The 4,899-nt window shown below is 33.3% G+C and carries 10 protein-coding genes and 1 tRNA gene; 8 read left to right on the top strand and 3 right to left on the bottom strand.

The genetic code is table 11. The features are described 5' to 3' along the window. Positions 1-114 precede the first annotated feature (114 nt). The gene (locus tag BTHERMOSOX_RS09305; RefSeq protein ID WP_171004720.1) at positions 115-426 is read left to right on the top strand and encodes a hypothetical protein; all 312 of its coding nucleotides are present in this window, start codon (positions 115-117) and stop codon (positions 424-426) included. A 31-nt stretch (positions 427-457) separates the two neighbouring features. Here the strand turns inward: BTHERMOSOX_RS09305 and BTHERMOSOX_RS09300 are convergent. After that, a tRNA-Arg gene (locus tag BTHERMOSOX_RS09300) sits at positions 458-534 on the bottom strand. 42 nt (positions 535-576) lie between these two features. Here BTHERMOSOX_RS09300 and BTHERMOSOX_RS09295 point away from each other — a divergent pair. The 7 genes from BTHERMOSOX_RS09295 (at position 577) to BTHERMOSOX_RS09265 (ending at position 4,302) form a co-directional block, all read left to right on the top strand. Then, positions 577-1,176, top strand: coding sequence for a class I SAM-dependent methyltransferase (locus BTHERMOSOX_RS09295; protein WP_283204854.1), 600 nt, complete (start codon positions 577-579; stop codon positions 1,174-1,176). A 40-nt stretch (positions 1,177-1,216) separates the two neighbouring features. Continuing rightward, positions 1,217-1,870 (top strand): iron-containing redox enzyme family protein, encoded by a 654-nt coding sequence (locus tag BTHERMOSOX_RS09290; RefSeq protein WP_138120820.1) that lies wholly within the window; start codon positions 1,217-1,219, stop codon positions 1,868-1,870. Further along, a complete protein-coding gene (locus BTHERMOSOX_RS09285; protein ID WP_138120818.1) occupies positions 1,867-2,316 on the top strand; it encodes a cupin domain-containing protein in 450 nt (149 codons plus the stop codon). Before BTHERMOSOX_RS09290 ends, BTHERMOSOX_RS09285 begins: the two co-directional genes overlap by 4 nt. Positions 2,317-2,367: 51 nt before the next feature. Then, the gene (locus BTHERMOSOX_RS09280; RefSeq protein ID WP_138120816.1) at positions 2,368-3,156 is read left to right on the top strand and encodes an isocitrate lyase/PEP mutase family protein; all 789 of its coding nucleotides are present in this window, start codon (positions 2,368-2,370) and stop codon (positions 3,154-3,156) included. Further along, positions 3,156-3,653, top strand: a complete 498-nt coding sequence (locus BTHERMOSOX_RS09275; RefSeq protein WP_138120815.1) for a hypothetical protein — start codon at positions 3,156-3,158, stop codon at positions 3,651-3,653. The genes BTHERMOSOX_RS09280 and BTHERMOSOX_RS09275 overlap by 1 nt, the downstream gene beginning before the upstream one ends. Positions 3,654-3,781: 128 nt before the next feature. Continuing rightward, positions 3,782-4,078, top strand: coding sequence for a hypothetical protein (locus BTHERMOSOX_RS09270; RefSeq protein ID WP_212744647.1), 297 nt, complete (start codon positions 3,782-3,784; stop codon positions 4,076-4,078). 2 nt (positions 4,079-4,080) lie between these two features. Further along, complete coding sequence (locus BTHERMOSOX_RS09265) at positions 4,081-4,302, top strand: hypothetical protein (RefSeq protein ID WP_138120811.1); 222 nt, start codon at positions 4,081-4,083, stop codon at positions 4,300-4,302. Between the two features lie 247 nt (positions 4,303-4,549). Here BTHERMOSOX_RS09265 and BTHERMOSOX_RS11945 read toward each other — a convergent pair whose 3' ends face one another. Both BTHERMOSOX_RS11945 and BTHERMOSOX_RS12105 read right to left on the bottom strand, forming a co-directional pair. Continuing rightward, the gene (locus BTHERMOSOX_RS11945) at positions 4,550-4,765 is read right to left on the bottom strand and encodes an IS3 family transposase (protein ID WP_171004751.1); all 216 of its coding nucleotides are present in this window, start codon (positions 4,763-4,765) and stop codon (positions 4,550-4,552) included. A 34-nt stretch (positions 4,766-4,799) separates the two neighbouring features. Then, positions 4,800-4,899, bottom strand: a 100-nt coding sequence (locus BTHERMOSOX_RS12105) for an IS3 family transposase (protein ID WP_171004718.1), incomplete at its 5' end; no start/stop codon positions are given.

Here is a 4,899-nt window from a genome sequence, read left to right as displayed (position 1 = left end):
CATGAAGCGACTCAACACAAGACCTCGAAAAACACGAGGTGGGAAACAACCAGTTGAGTTATTTTTAGGAAAGGCTGTTGATTTATTAACGGCTTAGGAGAAATTGCACTTAATGTGCGAATTCAAGAAACCATTAAGCCTATGGATATTGCTCAAGCCTTTTTAGATAAACATCCAAAAATAGCTGATTACTATAATAGAGGTAAAGCTTACGGTGATTTTATTGCCTGCTGGGAATTTGACATTGCTTTTGAAGTGCTGATGGAATTAACTAAGAAAAATATTCCATGCCTGCGCATTTGCAACTCTTTTGTAATTCCTTCTCAGTATGAAGAATTAGCAAAAAATATGATAGATGTAGCTTCTTATGTTGATAGAAGAGGCATATCTAAAGATCTTTCAACTAAGAAGGATGGCGATACTTAATTATCTGCAAAGACTTGTGTATCAATGATTTTGGTGTCCTCGAAACGATTCGAACGTTCGACCTGCCGCTTAGGAGGCGGCTGCTCTATCCAGCTGAGCTACGAAGACAAGGTTGGTATTATCAACGTTGAGCGTTAATTATTCAAGTTAATATTAGGTGCAGGTCTTGATTCTAGAAGTATTAGAATGGCTGATATATTGCACAATATAAAAATTTATGAATTTGACCTGAAAGGAATGTTTAATCACAAGAAAAAAGTATTAAAGTCCAATAAAGCCTTAAAAATAAATTCCAATGTTACATACGTTCCAATAAATTTTCATAATGATTCTTTAAACGAAACTTTTCATAACATAAAATTAAAACTAAATATTCCGACTTTCGTTCTTTGGGAAGGTGTTGCTTATTTTTTAGAAGAAAAAACTGTCTACTCAACTTTTGAAAATTTATCAAATTATTTTACCAATACTTTAAATATAGTTTTTGATTATGCATATAAAGATTATATAGATGGTAATCTTGACTACTATGGAGCTTCAGAATTGGCTAAAGAATTAAAAATGATAGGGGAGCCTCATTTATTTGGCATTAACCCCAAAGGAATGGAAAAATATCTATTTAAGTTAGAATTTAAAATTATGGAAAATTCCACTGCTGAAGATTTAGAAAGTCAATTTTTAGTAGAAAATGATAATTTAATATCAAAAATTCATGGATTTCATGGAATTGTTTATTGTGAAAAAAATTAAACACTATTTTTTATTTTAAAACAACTAATTATTAAAAAATATGAATACTTTTAATCAAATTGTTAATGCAAATGTTAAAATTTTAGAAACAAGTATTTTTTTAAAATCTTGTGAAAATAATAGCATTGATTTAAAAACACTTAAAAATTTTTTAGCTCAACATGAAATATATTCAAAATATTTTACAAGATATTTATGTTCTATTGCCTCAAATTTAAATATTAACTGTAATATCAATAATTTACTAGAAAATATTTTCGAAGAATCAGGCTTTGATAAAACATCTTGCTCAATTAGCCACAGTCAATTGTACAAAGAAATGCTGGTAAATTTAAATGTCGATGTAATTGACATTAAAATTAATCCAGAAACACAGGCACTAATAAATACTGTTTTTTCACTGTGCAGACAAGCTTCTGGCATTAAAGGGTTGGGTGCAGTTTGTTTTGGAATAGAGGCAATTGTGCCTAAACTTTATGCTTTAATTTTAAAAGGTATGCTTGCAAATAATATAGAAAAAAATAACTTGGAATTTTTTAATATCCATATAAATTGTGATGATGGGCATGCGGAAAACATATATCAAACATTAATAAAGTGTACCAATGGAAATGCCGCTCTTATGCAGCAGGCAATTGAAGCTGGTAAAATAGTCACCATCGCTAGAGTCAAGTTTTTGGACAGTTTAATATGAAAAATAATACATATTCTTCTAAAGATTTTTCAACGATAAGCGCTAAACTTATTGCTGAAACACCAGAAAAATTAATCCATAGGGATGTGCTCAAAGCCTCAATAGATGGGGACATAGATTTATCTAAGCAAAGAAATCATTTGGTTAGAGTTGTTGATTTGCCAAGTAAAACAATTAGTATGACAATTGGAGGATTGTCACCTATGCAGTCCACTAGAGAACATAGACATAGTTATGAAACCATGATATATATCATCGAAGGAGAAGGTGGCTCAATTATTAACAACAACAAAATTTATTGGAAAAAAGGTGATGCTATTTACATTCCAGTATGGGCATTTCATAGCCATTTTAATAGCTCAAAAGCAAACGAAGTATTGTACTTAGCTACTGAAAACGCACCATTGCTGCAGAGTCTCGGCGTTGCTTTAAGAGAGGAAAAATGATTATTATATGATATAATGGTAATTCGCCAATAAATTATTTCAACAGAAACTATGAAAACTATAAATGAATTACATAAAGATAATAAATGCATAGTTGTAGGTAATGCTTGGGATCCCATGTCTGCCTTAATTATGGAGCAACAAGGTTTTAATTTAATAGGAACCACCAGCTGGGGGGTTGCCAATAGCTTGGGATATCAAGATGGGGAGATTATTTCATTTGATGAGTATTTAAAAGTAATAAAAAACATCTTATCTGTTATTTCAATTCCCTTATCTGTTGATGTGGAATCTGGGTTTTCTATCAATAAAGAAGAGATAATTGATAATGTCTTAACATTGGCAAAATTAGGGTGTTCAGGTGTCAACCTAGAAGATAGTACAAAAGAATACCAGCTAAAGCCAAAGCAAGAATTTTCAGAATTATTAAAAGATTTAAGGAGCATCTTAGATAATGCTAATTTTCAAGATTTTTTCATCAACGCAAGAACAGATACATATATTGCATTACAAGAACGGCAACTAGAAGAGACATTAGAAAGAGCTGCTTTATATGAAAAAAGTGGTGCAAATGGTATTTTTGTACCCTTAATGTCAGATAAAAATGACATAAAGTCTTTATTAAGTCGAATTACATTACCACTTAATATTATGTCCTTACCTAATATCACAGATATTGAAGAATTAAAAGAAATTGGCGTTAGAAAATATAGTTTTGGCAATGCAATGTCAGATGCTATTATTTCAACAATAGAAAAATTTTCTAAATCTATTTTAGAGACAAAAAACACTAAAGAATTATATTTACATGATGATTTAAGAACTAAATTTATGAATTAATGAAGCAAAAACTTTTTGATGCGTTATTTAGAAAGATTGTTAAAATTGTTGTTATTGTTGTAGTTGCAGCGGTTATAGTAACTGCAGGTGGTGCATTAGGAGGTGCTGCTAGTGCTATCACAGGCGCAGTAGGATTGGCAACCTCCACTATTGGTGCCATTGCCACAGGTGCAAAAATCGGCTTTTTAGCAGGGGCAGTGTCGACAGGCTCCCTTAAGGGAGCATTCAAAGGAGCAATCTATGGTGGGGCTAGCGCAGGTTTAGCGCAATACATTGGTCACAGCATGGGTGTAGCAGGTGTTAATAAGCACATTGCTCATGGCTTTGCCCAAGGGGCAAGTAGTCAAATTATAGGTGGTAATTTTAAAGATGGGTTTATGGGTGGATTTACCGGCTCATTCGCTGGAGGTTATATGAAAAATGGCAGTGATTGGAGTGATATTGCAAGGACGCACAGCCATTGCTGCTGCGGCAGGTGGTGTTCACTGCAGAGCTAGGTGGGGGTAAGTTTGCGAATGGGGCAAGGAGTGCGGCGTTTGTGCATTTGTTCAATGCTGAGAATTTAGCAGAAAAATGGCAGTGCATGGGTGAATGTCATGGAACTGGTTATGGTGATATTAATTTTATGCCAGAAATAGAACAGAGAGCATTGGCTGGAGATGTTGCATTAGGTTTGGCTACTTTGCCAGTTGGTGGTGGGGTGGCTGCTCTTTCTAAGGCGGGTTATGCTTTGAAAGTTTGGCGCTACTCAAAAAGTGGGGGAGGGGGAATAAATTTACTTAAAAATAATACAAGGCAATTCGGTGTAGATTTACATGAATTTAAATACAAAGGTATTAATAAAGTAAGATTACACTACCATAGAAAAGGAAAGACAGGTAGTCAAAGTGGAAAGCATAGGCCATATCAAAGTGGGTGGTAAATATGTGTAAGCCAATCTTTCCGTTAAAGGCAATTTTCTATAACAATAATGGCTCTATAGAGGATATTTTGGAGCTAAAAGACCTTTATGAGATATCTTGTAATATAGAGGAATATGACTCAAATATTAGTGATGATTCAATAAGAATTTTTGACGCCAAAAATCGAGAAATTCATTTAGAAATGGATATTCGTCATGAGGTTAGGATTTTAAAATTAAAGTGAATAATGTGCATAACCCTTATAATTCTAACCCAGTTTTATCTTCCAAGTATTCTGGAACTAGAAATAATGGGAACACGCTGAAGCTCCCCCCACTTGACTGGACACCAAACTAATATTTTACGCATTATTTTTCTGTATCAATAATCTTTTTTGAGGTTTGCACCCAAGGTCAGGCTACGAAGGAGCAAAGCCCCAACTTGGAACTTGTTCCAAGCCCTAACTTAAGCCTTAAAGGCTTAATGTTAAGTTAGGGAATATTGTTGCGATAAAACCTCTTTTCATAATCATTAGGCGAGTAATAATCAATCGTTGAATGTCGCCTAATTTTGTTATAAAACACTTCAATATATTCAAAGAGACCTTTGCATAAATATGAATAATCATCAAAAATCCACTTTTCACCCGCTTGGCGATTTTTTAAACCCAGCCTTAGCCCTGCTAGGACAAGGTTTAATAAAATCACCAATCTGGCAAAAATTGAATTTTGCTAATCATCCCTATTTATGCAAAGGTCTCTCAAAGATAGCACTGCTTGCTTGTTTCCTAGTTTGATAAATTTTCTGATTGATTAACTCTGTTTTTAGGGTGTTAAAAAAA

Source organism: Bathymodiolus heckerae thiotrophic gill symbiont, assembly GCF_900128515.1.
Classification (GTDB): domain Bacteria; phylum Pseudomonadota; class Gammaproteobacteria; order PS1; family Pseudothioglobaceae; genus Thioglobus_A.
Note: the sequence above shows the minus strand (reverse complement) of the source record. Positions and strands in the feature narration are given on the sequence as shown.

Excerpts from the sequence above, each read along its gene's own strand:
- BTHERMOSOX_RS09270 (WP_212744647.1), top strand. The coding sequence starts at position 3,782 with ATGCCAGAAATAGAACAGAGAGCATTGGCTGGAGATGTTGCATTAGGT.
- BTHERMOSOX_RS09275 (WP_138120815.1), top strand. The coding sequence starts at position 3,156 with ATGAAGCAAAAACTTTTTGATGCGTTATTTAGAAAGATTGTTAAAATT.
- BTHERMOSOX_RS09280 (WP_138120816.1), top strand. The coding sequence starts at position 2,368 with ATGAAAACTATAAATGAATTACATAAAGATAATAAATGCATAGTTGTA.
- BTHERMOSOX_RS09290 (WP_138120820.1), top strand. The coding sequence starts at position 1,217 with ATGAATACTTTTAATCAAATTGTTAATGCAAATGTTAAAATTTTAGAA.
- BTHERMOSOX_RS09265 (WP_138120811.1), top strand. The coding sequence starts at position 4,081 with ATGTGTAAGCCAATCTTTCCGTTAAAGGCAATTTTCTATAACAATAAT.
- BTHERMOSOX_RS09285 (WP_138120818.1), top strand. The coding sequence starts at position 1,867 with ATGAAAAATAATACATATTCTTCTAAAGATTTTTCAACGATAAGCGCT.